This is a genomic window from Virgibacillus necropolis, assembly GCF_002224365.1.
GTDB lineage: Bacteria > Bacillota > Bacilli > Bacillales > Amphibacillaceae > Virgibacillus_F > Virgibacillus_F necropolis.
The window spans coordinates 3,422,517-3,437,867 of sequence record NZ_CP022437.1 but is presented as its reverse complement, the minus strand read 5'-3'; the positions used below and the strand labels follow the sequence as shown (position 1 = coordinate 3,437,867).

General features: G+C 36.8%; 15 protein-coding genes and 1 pseudogene. 10 read left to right on the top strand and 6 right to left on the bottom strand.

Annotated elements, in window-relative coordinates; all coding sequences use genetic code 11:
• Positions 1-61 precede the first annotated feature (61 nt).
• Positions 62-1,000, bottom strand: coding sequence for an SDR family oxidoreductase (locus tag CFK40_RS16315; RefSeq protein WP_089533465.1), 939 nt, complete (start codon positions 998-1,000; stop codon positions 62-64).
• 155 nt (positions 1,001-1,155) lie between these two features.
• Here CFK40_RS16315 and CFK40_RS21145 point away from each other — a divergent pair, with 155 nt between their 5' ends.
• From CFK40_RS21145 to CFK40_RS16290, 6 genes are all read left to right on the top strand, one after another.
• Positions 1,156-1,329 carry a hypothetical protein gene (locus tag CFK40_RS21145; protein WP_168927237.1) on the top strand — a complete coding sequence of 58 codons (174 nt, stop codon included), beginning with the start codon at positions 1,156-1,158 and terminating at the stop codon, positions 1,327-1,329.
• A 412-nt stretch (positions 1,330-1,741) separates the two neighbouring features.
• Positions 1,742-2,848, top strand: a complete 1,107-nt coding sequence (locus CFK40_RS16310) for a carbohydrate kinase (RefSeq protein ID WP_089533464.1) — start codon at positions 1,742-1,744, stop codon at positions 2,846-2,848.
• Between the two features lie 323 nt (positions 2,849-3,171).
• Entirely contained in the window at positions 3,172-4,128 is a 957-nt protein-coding gene (locus CFK40_RS16305) for a carbohydrate kinase family protein (RefSeq protein ID WP_089533463.1), read from the top strand.
• A complete protein-coding gene (locus CFK40_RS16300) occupies positions 4,129-5,046 on the top strand; it encodes a pseudouridine-5'-phosphate glycosidase (RefSeq protein ID WP_089533462.1) in 918 nt (305 codons plus the stop codon). It begins immediately after the preceding gene.
• Positions 5,047-5,169: 123 nt separating this feature from the next.
• Entirely contained in the window at positions 5,170-6,351 is a 1,182-nt protein-coding gene (locus CFK40_RS16295) for a NupC/NupG family nucleoside CNT transporter (RefSeq protein ID WP_089533461.1), read from the top strand.
• A 491-nt stretch (positions 6,352-6,842) separates the two neighbouring features.
• A complete protein-coding gene (locus CFK40_RS16290; RefSeq protein WP_089533460.1) occupies positions 6,843-7,772 on the top strand; it encodes a nucleoside hydrolase in 930 nt (309 codons plus the stop codon).
• A 166-nt stretch (positions 7,773-7,938) separates the two neighbouring features.
• Here CFK40_RS16290 and CFK40_RS16285 read toward each other — a convergent pair whose 3' ends face one another.
• Complete coding sequence (locus CFK40_RS16285) at positions 7,939-8,814, bottom strand: RpnC/YadD family protein (RefSeq protein WP_089533459.1); 876 nt, start codon at positions 8,812-8,814, stop codon at positions 7,939-7,941.
• Positions 8,815-9,022: 208 nt separating this feature from the next.
• Between CFK40_RS16285 and CFK40_RS16280 the strand changes: the two are divergent.
• A pseudogene (locus CFK40_RS16280) lies at positions 9,023-10,255 on the top strand (MFS transporter).
• A 241-nt stretch (positions 10,256-10,496) separates the two neighbouring features.
• Here the strand turns inward: CFK40_RS16280 and CFK40_RS16275 are convergent.
• The 4 genes from CFK40_RS16275 to CFK40_RS16270 form a co-directional block, all read right to left on the bottom strand.
• Positions 10,497-10,724: a hypothetical protein gene (locus tag CFK40_RS16275; RefSeq protein ID WP_089533458.1), complete on the bottom strand. Its 228-nt coding sequence runs from the start codon at positions 10,722-10,724 to the stop codon at positions 10,497-10,499.
• Between the two features lie 205 nt (positions 10,725-10,929).
• Complete coding sequence (locus CFK40_RS21030; RefSeq protein WP_161493895.1) at positions 10,930-11,088, bottom strand: hypothetical protein; 159 nt, start codon at positions 11,086-11,088, stop codon at positions 10,930-10,932.
• Between the two features lie 287 nt (positions 11,089-11,375).
• Positions 11,376-11,540: a hypothetical protein gene (locus CFK40_RS21025; RefSeq protein ID WP_161493894.1), complete on the bottom strand. Its 165-nt coding sequence runs from the start codon at positions 11,538-11,540 to the stop codon at positions 11,376-11,378.
• 17 nt (positions 11,541-11,557) lie between these two features.
• Positions 11,558-11,950 carry a hypothetical protein gene (locus CFK40_RS16270; RefSeq protein ID WP_152640147.1) on the bottom strand — a complete coding sequence of 131 codons (393 nt, stop codon included), beginning with the start codon at positions 11,948-11,950 and terminating at the stop codon, positions 11,558-11,560.
• Positions 11,951-12,192: 242 nt separating this feature from the next.
• On the opposite strand from CFK40_RS16270, the gene CFK40_RS16265 reads away from it, so the two are divergent.
• The 3 genes from CFK40_RS16265 (at position 12,193) to CFK40_RS16255 (ending at position 15,349) form a co-directional block, all read left to right on the top strand.
• Complete coding sequence (locus tag CFK40_RS16265) at positions 12,193-12,936, top strand: gluconate 2-dehydrogenase subunit 3 family protein (RefSeq protein ID WP_227001802.1); 744 nt, start codon at positions 12,193-12,195, stop codon at positions 12,934-12,936.
• A 25-nt stretch (positions 12,937-12,961) separates the two neighbouring features.
• Positions 12,962-14,698 carry a GMC family oxidoreductase gene (locus CFK40_RS16260; protein WP_089533457.1) on the top strand — a complete coding sequence of 579 codons (1,737 nt, stop codon included), beginning with the start codon at positions 12,962-12,964 and terminating at the stop codon, positions 14,696-14,698.
• Positions 14,699-15,007: 309 nt separating this feature from the next.
• Positions 15,008-15,349 (top strand): P-II family nitrogen regulator, encoded by a 342-nt coding sequence (locus CFK40_RS16255; protein ID WP_089533456.1) that lies wholly within the window; start codon positions 15,008-15,010, stop codon positions 15,347-15,349.
• Positions 15,350-15,351: the final 2 nt, after the last annotated feature.

Here is a 15,351-nt window from a genome sequence, read left to right as displayed (position 1 = left end):
GTAGCGTGCTTTAAATTTAAATACAAATGTAGGTCGTGCACAAAACTTCTTGACCGAAAAGTTAGGATGAGGTCCACTCTCCACCATTAACATGTAGTGTCTGACCAGTCACGAAACGCGAGTCATCTGAGGCGAGATACACAAAAGTAGGGGCAACTTCGAATGGTTGGCCTTGACGCTCCATCGGATTAGCAACAAGAGTGACTGCATCTGCAGAAAAACTTGCTGGAATGAGCGGAGACCATATACGCCCCGGTGCAATGGCATTGACCCGTATACCTTTCCCAACGACATTGTTTGCCAAGGCACGTGTGAAACCAATGATTGCACCTTTCGTAGCCGTATAATCGATTAACTGTTCATTACCAGCATACGTCACAACTGAAGAGGTATTAATGATGGAACTACCAGCTTTTAAATGCGGAAGAGCTGCTCTAGTTGTGTAAAAGTGAGAGTAGATGTTGACTTTGAAGGTATCATCGAATTGCTCATCAGTAATGTCTGTAAGGTTTAATTGTTGAAATTGAATTCCTACGTGGTTACAAAGAACATCAAGCTGGCCGAATGCTTGAATAGTTTCTTCCACGATGTTGATACATTGTTGCTTTTCCCTTAAGTCACCAGGCAATAATATAGCCCTTTGCCCGAGCTCTTCAATTCTTTCCTTAGTCCGGTTTGCGTCCTCATGTTCATCTAAATAGGAAATGGCAACATCAGCACCTTCTTTAGCGAAAGCAATAGCTGCAGCTGCACCCATGCCGCTATCACCACCTGTTATGAGCGCGGTTTTTCCAATCAGTTTTTCGCTACCGTTATAATTAGGGTTTTCAATGATTGGTTGTGGAACCATACATTTTTCTACACCAGGCTGGCGGAGTTGGCGTTGTTCAGGTACAGTGATCGGCACGTCTTGATAACGCGTTATTTTTCCGTAATTGGGATACATCGGATACGTTTGATCGGATGCTTTTTTTTGCTTATTTCGATCGTCTTGTGACATGCTTAACCTCCTGAAAAGTCATTTTCAAATTAGCCTATGTCACATGGGCACATTAAGTGCAAGGAATCACTATGTAAAAAGTTTTTGTACAGGCGCACACTATAGAACATTGAATAGAGTAATTGTATATGATTTTTACAAGGAGGTTGCCATTTTTGCAATACTGTCTGTTTCACCCTACAGTTGAGTTATTGTTAGTTAATCATTCAGATGAAAAAGTAGAAATGTTATATGACGATAATCCTTATACGTGGTTAATGCCTAAAATAGGAGCGAGACCACCTTACTATTTTAATCCACGATATATTCAGTATTATCCAGTGATCTAATAGTACTATTTTCATAGAACGTAAACTTGAATAATTCAAAAAGGCGCTTTTTTTACAAGAGAGCGTCTTTTAATTTTAAAAGAGGCCATGTAGAATTCGCCCGTTCAAGATCTTTTTTGGAAGGAGATATACGTTTAAATTATGCTCGGAAGATCTTTATATTCTAATGGCCATGGTATAACATATTCTATTTTTCACTTACAGGAACGGCTATTGTATCACTTGAAATCGCCCTTTTTATGTTAATTAAAGTATTCGTTTATAGTGGCCCGTTACGAGTAGTAGTAGTTTAAAAACCTGATATATTCAGACCGTTGTCGTGAAAACTAGTTTTATTCCAGTTGCAAACGGTGAATGATAAGTATTATACTCAATATTACAAATAGACGTTGAATAGAAGGAAGGTGAATAAGTGGTCAAAGAACAGCACATTTTGGCTTTAATTAGAGAAAACCCATTTATTTCTCAACAAGAATTAGCGGTGAAACTTGGACTTTCCAGATCAGCGGTGGCCGGATATATATCCACCTTAATAAAAAAAGGGGAAATAATTGGGCGTGCTTACATCGTACGAGAAGACTCAACTATAACTTGTATTGGTGGAGCAAATATAGATCGCAAGTCACAAACCATGAAACCTATTCAGTACAGTACTTCCAACCCTGCAGCTGTTAGACAGTCTTGCGGAGGTATATCTCGAAATGTAGCAGAGAACTTGGGGAGGCTTGGGTGCCAAGTGTCGTTGATTACTTTAATTGGAGATGACCAAGAAGGAAAATGGCTTTTGGAAGAAACCAAGCGCTACGGGGTAGATGTCAGCCAATGCTTGGCAATGAACCAGGAAAAGACAGGGACTTATACATCTATTCTTAATGATACTGGTGAAATGATTCTTGCAGTAGCAGATATGCAAATCTATGACCAGTTCAGTATTGAATTCATTGAAGCGCGCTGGTCGCATCTGGCTTCATCTAATATAATATTTGCCGATTCTAACCTTCCAGAAGAAACGTTGACTTATCTTATAAAAAGGTGCGAAAAAGAACAACTGACCTTATGGGTTAATACCGTTTCAGCACCAAAAGCGTTAAGACTACCTTCTAATTTACATGGCATAGATTTATTGATTGCAAGTCGTGATGAAGCAGCAGCATTGTCCAAAATGGAGATTGAAACGATTGAAGACTGTAAGAATGCAACTGAACAAATAATACAAAGAGGTGTGAAGCAAGTTATTATTACCTTGGACAAGCAAGGATTATTCTGGTCAGGTAACGATGGAAGACAGGATCATCTTCCTCCATTACAAATGGATATTTTTGATAGCACGGGGGTAGAGGAATCCTTAATAGGCGGTGTTCTATTTGGCATAAGTCGTGATGAATCATTTGAACAAGCTGTACGTTTGGGTATGGCAGCTTCAGCTATCACGTCGCAAACACTGGACACAAATGCAGATTTGACAACAGATCAACTTTATTCGCTTGTTGAAAATAACTTTGAAAATGCTCACGATTAACCTTATTTTTTTATTAAAAAAAACAGGAAAGAATTAAGGAAAAGCCGATATTTCCCTATGTAAGGGGAGTATTGGCTTTTTTATGTATGAAATTTAGTAGGAAAAAAAGAATAATAGAGTTTTAATTAATTCAAGGATTTATCGCAGTTTGACGGGCAGTATAACCTCATGGCTCAAAAATTGTTAGACGGAGAATTTTAGTTTAGGTGGGATAAACCGTTCAAGCTAGAGTTGGTTTTACCTTATTGACAAATAAAAACGTAAGCGTATACTAGACATATGTTTAATAAATAAACATTTGTTTGTAAGAGGGGGTGTTGAGTTTGACTAATGCTTTTAATGAGGGAAACCAAAAATCCCCAATTATCTGTATAGGAGGAGCGAATGTTGATAGAAAGTTATATATCAAAAATAAAATTGTTCCCAAAACATCCAATCCAGTAAAATCCTCTATGACAGTTGGTGGAGTAGCAAGAAATATTGCTGAAAACTTAGGAAGATTTGGTGAGGAAGTTATTCTAATTTCAGCAAGTGGTAACGATCCAGAATGGGAAGAGATCTATAATTTATCGTCACCTTTTATGGATTTAGATCATGTCGCACAATTTGAAAATTCGGCAACAGGCTCCTATACAGCAGTTTTAGATAAGAATGGTGATTTATCAATTGCATTAGCAGACATGGATGTATATGAAAATATTACACCTGATTTGTTGATGAAAAACAGTAATCTTCTTAGAAAAGCTAAGTGTATTGTAGTGGATTTAAATTGTCCAAGTGAAACGATTGATTATCTTTGTTCTTTCACAACTAACAATACTATTCCATTAGTCGTTATCCCTGTTTCGTCTCCAAAAATGAATAGGCTTCCAAAAACGTTGAGTGCAGTGGACTGGCTTATCGTAAATAAAGATGAAACAGAAGCTTATTTGAATATAAAAATTAATGATGAGGAAGATTGGAGGAATTCGGCTAATAAGTGGTTAGAGTTAGGAGTAAAAAATGTAATTATAACGAATGGATCAAAAGGTGTAATTACAGGCGTTGAAAATGGAGAGATTCGTCATTTTCCATCTGTTGAAACTCCTATGGTTGTTGATGTTACGGGTGCAGGAGATTCGTTTTGTTCAGGAGTTATTTATTCTTGGTTACAAAAGAAAGAAATTGACTACATTATAAAATCTGGTTTGGTCAATGCCCATAAAACAATTATGTCAACGTATACAGTTAGACAGGAATTATCACAAAAACAATTTATATTAGATATGGAGGAAATTTAAATGAAAAACTATATTAAATTATCTGCAGAGGTACAACAAGCAAAAGAGGAAGGAAAGGCAATCGTTGCATTAGAATCTACTATTATTTCTCATGGTATGCCTTATCCCCAAAACATAAAAATGGCTCGTGAAGTTGAACAAATTGTTCGCGATAACGGTGCTGTCCCGGCAACAATTGCTATCATGGATGGAGAAATTAAAATTGGTTTAACAGATGAGGAATTAGAGTTATTTGGTAAAAGTTCAGATGTTGCGAAAGTATCAAGACGTGATTTACCGCAAATTATTGCTTCTAAAAAACTTGGTGCAACAACTGTCTCAACAACAATGATTTGTGCTGATTTAGCAGACATCAAAATCTTTGTGACAGGTGGTATTGGCGGAGTTCATAAAGGTGCAGAAACTTCGATGGATATCTCAGCCGACCTTGAAGAATTAGCCCAGACTGATGTAGCTGTAATTTGTGCAGGAGCAAAATCAATCCTAGATCTAGCCCTTACGCTGGAATACCTTGAAACAAAAGGGGTTCCTGTAATTGGATATGAAACAGAGTGTCTACCAGCATTCTATACAAGAAATAGTGAGCATCAATTAAACTTCTCTACTGATTCAATTGATGTAATTGCAGAAACATTAAAAACCAAATGGGAACTAAACCTTAAAGGTGGAGCAGTAATCGCTAACCCAATTCCTGAAGAACATGCTATGGATGAGGACTATATCAATGGAATTATCAATCAAGCAATTAAAGAAGCAAAAGAAAATAATATTATCGGTAAAGACAGTACACCATTCTTGCTAGGGAAAATTAAAGAACTAACTGATGGAAAAAGCCTAGATGCCAACATTGAATTAGTAAAACACAATGCCAAGGTAGGAACCCAAATTGCAGTTAGTTTCAACAGTAAAAGTAAATAATACTAAAATGAGTTCGTATTAAAATAAACTAAAACTTCTATAAAGTTATTGTAACAACTCAACTTTTATAGAAGTTGTTTTTTCAACCAGTTGGAAACGCTAACACATAAGGGAGGGGACTGCATGAATTTTATATTTTTACTAACAGGGATTTTACTTGCTTTTATTATTGCGTTTATATTTAGTAATAACAGAAAAAGTATAAACTATAAACGTATTTTGATTATGTTAGCTATGCAAATCATTTTAGTTTACTTCATGATGAATACGAATATAGGTCTAATAACTATTACCAACGTTGGCAAGTTTTTTGAAGGAATATTAGCTATTGCTGAAACAGGAATTCAATTTGTATTTGGTGGTCTGGTGAATGAAGGTGAAGCACCGTTCATAATTGTCGCGTTATTACCGCTTGTTTTCTTGTCAGTCTTAATAGGGATACTTAATTATATCAACGTATTACCATTGATAATCAAGTTCCTAGGTTTAATTTTAAGTAAAATAACTGGAATGGGTAAACTTGAAAGCTATTTTGCAGTTTCTACTGCTGTACTTGGACAACCAGAAGTGTTTTTAACAATTAAAAAACAAATTCCGCTATTATCTTCAAAAAGACTTTATACAATTTGTACTTCAGCAATGAGTGCAGTAAGTATGGCAATGGTTGGGTCTTATATGACGATGTTAGAGCCCAAGTATGTTGTAACAGCTGTGGTTTTAAATATTTTTAGTGCGCTCATAATTGCTAATATTATTAATCCCTATGATTTAGACGATAATGAGGATTTAGTTGAAATTGATGAAAATGAAAGAGCTCCTTTCTTCCAAATGGTTGGAGATAGCGCAATGGAAGGATTAAAACTTATTGTTACAGTTGCAGCTATGCTATTAGGATTTATTTCTTTGATGGAATTGATTAATGTGATTTTTCTAGGTGTAGTTGACATTTCGTTTCAAACGGTTATGGGCTATATTTTTGCACCAATTGCTTTTTTAATGGGTATTCCATTAGCAGAAACTGTACAAGCGGGTGGAATTATGGCTACCAAATTGGTTACAAATGAATTTGTTGCAATGTTGAATTTTGGTGAAATTTCAAAGAATCTTTCCGATAAAACAGTTGCTATTGTGTCTGTATATTTGGTTAGCTTTGCAAACTTTGGAACTGTAGGTATTGTTGCAGGTTCAATCAAATCTATTAGTGAAAAACAAGGGCGTTATGTTTCAAAATTTGCTTTAAAATTGTTGTTAGGTGCTACATTAGCGTCTGTAATTTCAGGTACTATCATGGGGATTGTAATATAAGAGGTTGTTTAAAAAGAAAGGCTGTTTTTCTGAAAGATTGTTGTTTTTGACACAAAGGATATAAAATGCGACGTAACATACCGCTCCGGAAATACATTACGATGTAACTGCTGGTTGTTTTCCGCTCCGGACCGTTGCGCACCTTAGGGCACGGCTTCAGCCTCCTCGGAAGAAACCCACTTCCTGCGGGGTCTTCAGACTCGTGCTGTTCCCGCAGGAGTCAACGGTCCTCCGCTCCAAACAACTTCCATAAATTGCTGGCTGCCTGTGTGATCTAAACAATCAAGTAAATTGAAATTGTTAAGCACAAACCCAGTGAAGGAAATCCACGTAGACTCCTGCTTAGAAAGCGCGAGCCCGTGGAAAGCGAAGTGGATTTCCGGAACGGTTGTCCAAAAAAAACAAGGCACTTACGTCGCATTTTTTATCAACTTCGGTGGTATGAGCAACTAACTATACGAAAACAGCCAAAAGAAAAGGGGAGTAATAGTATGACTATAAAAAAAATTATTATGGATTGTGATCCGGGACATGATGATGCAATCGCAATTATTTTAGCTGCCGTGCAACCAAAATTAGAGATTTTAGGAATTACAACGGTTTCTGGAAATGCAGAAATTGAAAAAACGACTAACAATGCGTTAAAAATTTGTGATTTAGTTTCATTAACTGATGTTGTTGTTTCAAAAGGGGCAAGTAAACCATTGGTTCGATTACGAGAAACTGCACCTGGTATTCATGGGGATTCAGGTTTGGATGGTCCGGAGTTGCCTGAACCTACGCGCAGTTGGAGTGAGGAACATGGTAGTGACACAATTATAAGACTTGTAAAAGAGTCAAAAGAACCTGTTACAATCCTACCAACTGGACCTTTAACAAATATTGCCTTAGCTTTATCAAAGGCACCGGAAATTAAGGATAATATTGAAGAAATCGTACTCATGGGGGGCGGAACGTTTGGGAACTGGACGCCAACAGCTGAATTTAATATTTGGGCTGATCCAGAAGCTGCAAAAAAGGTATTTGATAGTGATATTCCAACAGTAGTCATGGGACTAGATATAACACATCAAGCCTTAGCAACAAAAGAAGTTATCGATCAAGTGAATAAAATTGATAACAATATAGCTAAAATAGTCGGCGAATTATTGGTGTTTTTTGCATCAACAAATAAAGAAATGTTCGATTTTGATGGGGCACCAGTACATGATGTATTAACTGTGGCATATTGTGTTGCACCAGAATTGTTTACGACTAAAGATGTAAATATTACTGTTGAAACTAAAGGAGAGTTTACTTCTGGAACAACGTTAATTGATTTACACGGGGTCACTGGAAGGAAAGTTAATGCTAAATTCGGATTAGAACTTGATGTAGAAGGTTTTTGGAAACTAATGATTGAAGCACTTAAAAAATACTAGAAACGATATAGAAGGTTAGTAATTTTTAGCGGGTAATATTGCCAGGAATTAAGGAAAACATTTTGGGCAGAAATTTAGTGATTAACTCCTTTAAAAACTGATATAGATACACGTATCTAATAGAAAAGACGCCAATAAACTGAGACGTCTTTTCTGTGTTAGTTTTTCAAAGCTTTCGTTTTAATTCTTCAATTTCATCCAGACCTAGATGGGTAACTTTAGCAATAAGCTCAATGGATAATCCTTCTTTTAACATTTCAAGAGCGATTTTTTCTTTTTCCTCTTGGATACCTTTTTCCCGCCATGAATTTGGCAATTTCAGTATCCGCTCTGACTCATCTTGAGATAATTGATTAATTTCCTCCATTAGTTTTTCCTCCTCCGTTTTGTTTAATGATAAATAAGTTTCAAAAAAGCCATTAAGTAGCTCTGATCTTGCTGGATCTATTTCCATTTTAACTAGCATTCGCAAAAATTCCTTTTTGACTTGAATCTTTTCATCCTCAGTATATCCCATCTTGCTAAGTAAAGCTGCGGCGACGGGATTATTCGATGTAATATAGTCCCGCCAATTCATTTTTCGTAACTCTAACATCATAAAATTAAACGATAATACATGAAAGAAAGGGAAGTCCATCATAAATTCGTTTCGCTCATTGTAATTTTCATCATAGCTAAAAATTGCAATTGGTAAAATCGGCTTGCGATACTTATTATAAAGCATACTAAAGTATTGATACATCCGTTCGTGGAAATTCGGTTGGGTGTAGCTCTGTGGTTCCACATGGATAATGATAAGGGTATCTTGTTCCTTTAGCTTTGATTCAATAACAATATCTGCTCTTCGACTTTCTCCTTTGTGTAAATCGGTAAACATCTCTTCAGATAACGGCTTTACAGTTGAAAAGTCAATGTGATCGTGGACTTCTGGAAAAAATTCATCTAGGAACTCTGCAAAAAATGTGTGGATTAACTGCTTGAATAATTGATCATGGTGGACATAAGGCTTATGATCTTCACGAACTATCATTGCTAATGACATAATACCACATCTTTCTATATGAAATAAGAAGTAGTAACCGAGGAGTATTTCTATAAATAGTATACTAAATAACGAAAAAAACAAACAAGTGTTCTTATTTGAAAAATATTTACTTACACAGTGACAGATTCGTCCGCAATACCATTTTATGTGTTACTGTATATGATAAAAGGTAGGATGGAGGTGCTGCGTAATCGAAACGTTAAAAATGCAAACAAAAAGAAACTCTTTCCTATTATTATTCGGCGTAGGAATTTCCACTTTAGGAGATTTCATTTACCTTGTTGCCATTAACATACTAGTTATAAATATGACTGGATCTCCTGCAGCAGTTGCAGGCTTGTGGATTATGGGCCCAATTGCCTCGATTCTCACAAAGTTTTGGTCCGGCAGTATAATTGATCGTGTAAATAAACGAAGACTCATGATAGGTACGGATATTATTCGTGCCGTATTAGTAGTTATTATTCCATTTCTAAGTTCCATTTGGTACATTTACATAGTATTGTTTTTTCTTTCCGTTTCAAAAGCCTTTTTTGATCCTACCTCAATGACTTACATCACGACATTAATTCCATGAGAGCAACGAAAACAATTTAATTCATTTCGAAGTCTTATCACATCAGGGGCATTCCTGGTTGGTCCAGCAATTGCTGGAGTTTTATTGCTAATTACCTCTGCTGAAATTTCCATTTGGATAAATTCGGTTTCATTTTTAGTATCGGCTGTTATGTTGTACTTACTTCCTAATGTAGAGAAGAAGGAAAAGGTGGAGGCATCTCAATCTTTTAATAGCAAGTTACTAAAAAAAGATTGGAAAAAGGTAATCTTTTTCAGCCGGAACAATCCGTATATCGTTAAGATCTATTTTTTAGCGCAATTTTTTATGGTGGTTGCGCTTGGAATGGACGCACAAGAAGTTGTATTCACCCAACAAGTTTTACATTTGTCAGAAACAGATTTTGGCATACTCATTAGTATCACAGGGGTAGGATCGATAATAGGCGCACTAACGGTCTCCATGTTAGCGAAAAAAATGTCAATTAAACTATTAATGGGTGTAGGCTACATGATGGTAGCGGTGGGGTATCTTATTTATGCCTTTTCTTTTTCATTCTGGTCTGTTGCCATTGGTTTTATTATTTTAGGATATTTTAATGCGTTTTCTAATACTGGATCTATGACCTTTTATCAAAATAATGTTCCGATTGACATGATGGGCCGGATATCAAGTGTTTATGGCACATTTCAGAGTTTGTTTCAAATAATTTTTATTCTACTAATTGGCTTTACAGGAGAAATTATTCCGTTACGTTACAGTGTCATTGCAGCGTCAATTCTTATTTTATGTATTAGTCTATTGCAGCTAATGATGATCAATAAGCCTGAAAAACAGAAATATTTTAGTGAAGAGAAGGAAGAACTACAAAATATACGGTGATGAGAAGAAAATAAGTTTTATTAGGAGATGGCGGAATGCGTTCTTTTTCTTTGTTACATTGCTGATAGTTGTCGCACTAATGATCCTAACGAAAAATTAATAGACTTGGACAGTTTTGAAGAAAAACTACTATCAATAATATATAGGGAAAGAATCCTTTCCTGGTTGGCTCGGAGAAGGATTCTTTTCGTCTACGCAAATTCTGGTAAGTTTATAAAGAAGAAATTTTTACAGCATTTTTTCATTGTCTATAATTACGCATTCCCTTTAACTTCACTTGATTTACCCAGTCATCAATCTGCTCTTTAGTCCATCCTGCTCTTTCCCCAATCATAACTTCGGGATCGGGCAATAAGTCCCTGCTTTTATATACGGATAGCTCCCGTGTGCTGTATTTCATACCTTCCTCTTTAACAAAATCAGAGAAGTCTTTTAGTCCGTAATATTGTACCGGTTTTTTATACGACATACAGGTTCACCTCAAATTTTTATTCTAGTTATTTCTCCTTTTCCTCTTAGATATAATAGCTAATGTTGTAAAACTTATTAAAATAGAGGCAATGGAAATAATAAAGGCAGCAGCTTGCACGAATCTCAACTCCTTGACAAATTTAGAATATTAAAGGTATGATATGAATATAATAGTGGTGAAGAAAGGGGCTTCCCCCTTCCTTCTAGGTGTTTTTGTTAGAATCTTTTTCCGGTTGAGTCGGAGAAGGATTCTTTTCTTTTCGTCTACGCAAATCTCGACGGGTTGTTACAACCGAGGTAACAAGTCCAACTACTGCCGTAACAAGACTTACAATAGCCGTTAGAAGTATAATCTCATCCACTATTATCACCCCCTTTCATAAAGGGGTAGGGCATTATCATACCCTTACTAATAATATAATTTGTTTTGTTGATTAGGTCAACAAAACAAACTTATTGATTTTGGATACAGGCTTGACTCTTCATCATAAAATAAAGTGCTTGGAGATTATTCAAGCTCATTCCATAAAATTTCCTGGTTCAATAAGATCCGTATCATACGGTATGTAAGGTAGATAATGTTTCACAGTACTCAACTTGTTCTCTACTGTCCGCTAATAACGCCACAACTTCCGTACTTTTCGTAGATTTATAATGCAAGTTCCTTTTTCGTAAAGGTTTGAAAAAACTCCTCTACTAGTACATAAAAATGTGTTCTCATTGTTTTTGATAAAAACGTCACAATTTCAAAATTTACCGCTAGATGTTGGATGGCTTGGTCGGTTAAAAGGGTGATGAGCGACTGTGTAGTCACTAGTCACCCTATACTATTTACATCCGTACAATAACTGCTCCACCGCCATTACCCCGTACGCATTTGGTATCTTCCTGATCATGCATCGATTGTAACAATTGATTGTTTTGTGCAATCAATCTAGTAAGCCTTTCCAGTTGATTCTCGAGATTGATAATCATTTGGGACATATATTCTATATCAGGGGCATCATGATAGGAACTAGTTGGATAGGGTGAATAAGTATCACCGTAAACAGTTCTTTGTTGTTCTGGGGACGTATACTCCTGAGGCATACTTGATCCGTATATGTCACCATGATGCGTGCTTGATTCTTGTAGCCTAACATGGCCATTATTGTGGAAATCCGCCCTCTGGTTATGATGATAAGCTTGCTGCCGATTCGGGTTATTTGGATTATAAGAAGACATCCGCAAACCTCCTTTCCTATACATCAGTCTATTCGTTACTTCTTATAGCGGGTACAATCATCCAATAAATGATTGTTTTGCCTATGGTAATAGATAAAAATGTTTCAGTATTTAGAGCCTTCCATCTTAAGTTGATGGGGCTTTTTTTGCTTGGGTAGAAAAGAATTGTATGAGTTTAATATCTTTGATGATGGAAATAATAGGAGATAATTATTAAAAAAATATGGAAGGAGGAACGGAAGGTGGATGAAAAATCAAAATCAAATATGTCACGCCGAAAGTTTATCCGGAATTCAAGCTATGCAGCTGGTGGTTTGATCGGTGGAGGGATACTAGGATCTATTATTGGTACAAATTATTTCGGCGAAACAGAGCAACCATCTACAGGTTCTTCGAAGGAATCTAATTTTAATCGTGCTTTAATGTATTTTACTAGGCAATCAGATTTCCAAATACTTAGTGCAGCGACAGAGCGAATTTACCCTAAAGATGAAAATGGTGCTGGGGCAATCCAGTTAGGTGTTCCATATTTTATCGACCACGAACTGGCTGGAGCTTACGGCCATAATGAAAGGGAGTATATGAAGGGCCCTTTCTTCTCTGGAACAGATTATCAAGGGTACCAGACACCGCTGAAACGACATGACGTTTTTATGGCAGGGATTCGAGCAATGGAACAAGAGAGTAAATCGAATTACGATGCTTCCTTTATTGATTTGGAAGGAGAACAACAAGACGAGATTTTAAAGAAATTCGAGAATGATGAAGTTAAGCTGAAACATGTTAGTTCAGCATACTTTTTTGAAATGCTACGAACAGCGACGATTTCTGGGGCATACGCAGATCCGCTATATGGTGGTAATGCAGACATGGAAGCATGGAAAATGAAGAACTTTCCTGGTAGCCAGATGACTTATTTAAACAAAATCGGAAGTGAAAAGTTTATCGAAATGAAACCAAAGTCTTTAAGGGATCATCTTTCATAAAAACTTATAGATTGGGAGGATTACTGTGGCGAAAAAATTAAATAAAGTAGATGTAGTAACGGTTGGTGTTGGCTGGGCAGGGGGTATTATTGCTTCTGAGCTCACGAAGGCAGGTCTGAAAGTCGTTGGCCTTGAACGGGGGGAAGAAAGAACAACTGAAGATTTTCAAATGGTTCATGATGAATATCGCTATGCTATTCGATATGAATTGATGCAAGATCTTTCGAAAGAAACAATAACGTTTCGAAATAGCCTCAATGAACAGGCATTACCTATGCGTCAGTATGGCGCGTTTCTTATTGGTACGGGTGTAGGTGGGGCAGGAGCTCATTGGAATGGGGATACATGGTTTTTCTCTCCTTATGATTTTGAAATTAAATCGATGACAGATAAGAAATATGGTAAAAATAAGCTTCCGAAAGAATATACGCTTCAAGATTGGGGCATCACGTACGATGAGCTAGCACCGTATTATCATCAGTTTGAAAAAATGGCTGGAACAAGTGGGGAGCTAAATCCATTAAGACCTGAACGAACAGAAGAATATCCAACCCCACCAATGAAAAGTACACCAATTCTCGATCGCTATATGGAGGCTGCCAAAAAATTAAAGCTTCATCCATTTCGTCAGCCATCTGCTAATATATCGGAAGTGTACAAAAACCCAGATGGCCAAACTTTAAACCAATGCCAGTATTGTGGTTTTTGTGAAAAATTTGGCTGTGAGTATGGGGCAAAGTCTTCACCAAATGTAACCGTTATTCCTACAGCCTTAAAAACTGGAAACTTTGAACTAAGGACGCATGCAAATGTAACAGGGATTATCCATGATGGGAACAAAGCAACAGGTGTCAGGTACGTAGATGTCCAAACAGGTGAAGAATTTGATCAGCTAGCAGATGTTGTTGTGTTAACAAGTTATACCTTGAACAACACACGGTTACTGTTACAATCTGAGCTTGGACGTCCATATAATCCAGAAACAGGTACTGGTGTAATCGGGAAAAATTATTGTTATCAAATTACTGCAGTTGCAACGGGTTTCTTTAAGGAAAGGTTCAATGCAGCTATGGGGGCAGGGTCTCTTGGAACCACGTTGGATGATTATAACAACGATAACTTTGACCATTCGGATTTAGACTTCATCCATGGTGGATCGATTACAATGAAACAGCTTGGGAAAAGGCCGATTAACGAAAATGGAGCTCCAAGTGGTACCCCGAGATGGGGAAAAGAGTTTAAAGCAGAATCCATTAAATGGTTTAACCGTTCGATACCAGTAACTTCACAAGGTGCTTCCATGCCGCACAGAAACAATTATTTAAGTCTTGATCCAACATATAAAGATGCATATGGAAATCCATTGCTCCGAATGACGTATGATTTTACGAAGCAGGACCAAGCATTATATAAATATATCACGGCAAGATGTGCAGAAATCTTAACTGAGATGGGTGCTGAAGTTGTAGAACCTAAGGAGTTAACGGAACACTTTGATATCGTTCCTGCTCAAAATGACCATATTACTGGCGGAGTGATCATGGGAGCAGACCCTGAGACCTCCGCACTGAATAATTATTTACAAATGTGGGACGTGGATAATGTATTTGTTATCGGAGCTTCTGCATTCGCTCACAATGGAGGCTATAATCCAACAGGAACAGTGGGTGCTCTAGCATACCGAGCAGCGGAAGGCATCTTAAAATATAGAGAACAGAAAGGCCAGCTTGTAAAAAGGGAAAGTAGTAACAAACTAGCGTAAACTACAATAACCGCATGATGCCATACACTCGGTACCACGTGTATGGCATCTTTTTTGGTTAAATCTGGTACTTACCCAAGCTCCCATTCAATGTTTGTGTCTCCGTTATTCCACGTTCATAAGCAAAGTTAAGTAAATCTTTGTAATTGCAACTAACAACAGTAAACCCTTCTTATAATTGAAAACGCTTACCACTAAAATATTCTAAAAATTTAGCAAAAACACTTGCATAATTAACTTCTACAATCTATGATAGTAAACATAACATTTTATGTAAGAAAACCTTACATAAAAGAAAGGGGGAAAGAAATGAAAAAAATTGAAGCCATTATTCGTCCAGATAAATTTCAAACGTTACGTAATAAACTATCCTCAATCGGTATTGGGGGATTGACAGTAACAGAAGCTGCGGGAACTGGAAAACAAAAAGGGCAAAAAGGTGTTTTTCGTGGTACAACGTTCGAGATACAACTTGTTCCAAAGATAAAAGTGGAAATGGTTGTGGAAGCCGAACAATTAGATGAAATTGTTGATTTAATTATTGAAGCATGTGGTACAGGAAGTGTTGGCGATGGAAAAATATTTGTTTATCCTGTGGAAGATACAATTAGAATCCGTACAGGTGAGCGTGGTAAAGATGCAGTTTTATAATT

Excerpts from the sequence above, each read along its gene's own strand:
- CFK40_RS16275 (WP_089533458.1), bottom strand. The coding sequence starts at position 10,724 with ATGTCGTATAAAAAACCGGTACAATATTACGGACTAAAAGACTTCTCT.
- CFK40_RS16290 (WP_089533460.1), top strand. The coding sequence starts at position 6,843 with ATGACTATAAAAAAAATTATTATGGATTGTGATCCGGGACATGATGAT.
- CFK40_RS16270 (WP_152640147.1), bottom strand. The coding sequence starts at position 11,950 with ATGTCTTCTTATAATCCAAATAACCCGAATCGGCAGCAAGCTTATCAT.
- CFK40_RS16285 (WP_089533459.1), bottom strand. The coding sequence starts at position 8,814 with ATGTCATTAGCAATGATAGTTCGTGAAGATCATAAGCCTTATGTCCAC.
- CFK40_RS16300 (WP_089533462.1), top strand. The coding sequence starts at position 4,129 with ATGAAAAACTATATTAAATTATCTGCAGAGGTACAACAAGCAAAAGAG.
- CFK40_RS16255 (WP_089533456.1), top strand. The coding sequence starts at position 15,008 with ATGAAAAAAATTGAAGCCATTATTCGTCCAGATAAATTTCAAACGTTA.
- CFK40_RS16315 (WP_089533465.1), bottom strand. The coding sequence starts at position 1,000 with ATGTCACAAGACGATCGAAATAAGCAAAAAAAAGCATCCGATCAAACG.
- CFK40_RS16295 (WP_089533461.1), top strand. The coding sequence starts at position 5,170 with ATGAATTTTATATTTTTACTAACAGGGATTTTACTTGCTTTTATTATT.